We start from the raw sequence: 535 nt of genomic DNA, 5'->3' as shown, positions 1-535 counted from the left end.
GCGCCGGTGCGCAGGATGCGCCCGACCGCCAGCATCTGCTGCTCGCCGCCGGAAAGACGCGTGCCCTGGCTCTGGCGGCGCTCCTTCAGGTTCGGGAACATCTCGTAGATATCGGTCTCGCTCATGCCCTTGCTGGTGTCGGCGCCCTTCAGCACCGGCGGCAGCATCAGGTTCTCTTCGCATGAGAGGCTGGAGAAGATCGCCCGTTCTTCGGGGCAATAGCCAATGCCGTAGTGCGCGATCTTGTGCGTGGGCAGGCTGATGGTCTCGTGGCCATTGACCTTGATCGAGCCCTTGCGCGCGCCGGTCAGTCCCATGATCGCGCGCAGCGTGGTGGTGCGGCCAGCGCCGTTGCGGCCCAGCAGCGTGACCACTTCGCCGCGGTTCACGGTCAGGTCCACGCCGTGCAGGATGTGCGATTCGCCGTACCAGGCGTGCAGGTCCTTGATCTCAAGCGCGGGTGTGTTGGATGTCGTCATCTCATTGGTCTCCCGGCTCAGTGCGCGCCCTGCAGTTCCGCGTCGACGGTGCCCAT

The 535-nt window shown here is 65.6% G+C and carries 1 protein-coding gene; it reads right to left on the bottom strand.

Annotated features, from left to right (window positions below):
- Nucleotides 1-479 (bottom strand): ABC transporter ATP-binding protein (locus CF68_RS34350; RefSeq protein ID WP_035827876.1); only part of this gene is annotated, 479 nt, incomplete at its 3' end.
- Nucleotides 480-535 lie beyond the last annotated feature (56 nt).

The sequence above is a fragment of the Cupriavidus sp. SK-4 genome, from assembly GCF_000611125.1.
GTDB lineage: Bacteria > Pseudomonadota > Gammaproteobacteria > Burkholderiales > Burkholderiaceae > Cupriavidus > Cupriavidus necator.
The sequence above is the reverse complement of the archived record's forward strand: the minus strand, read 5'-3'. Positions and strand labels throughout refer to the sequence as shown.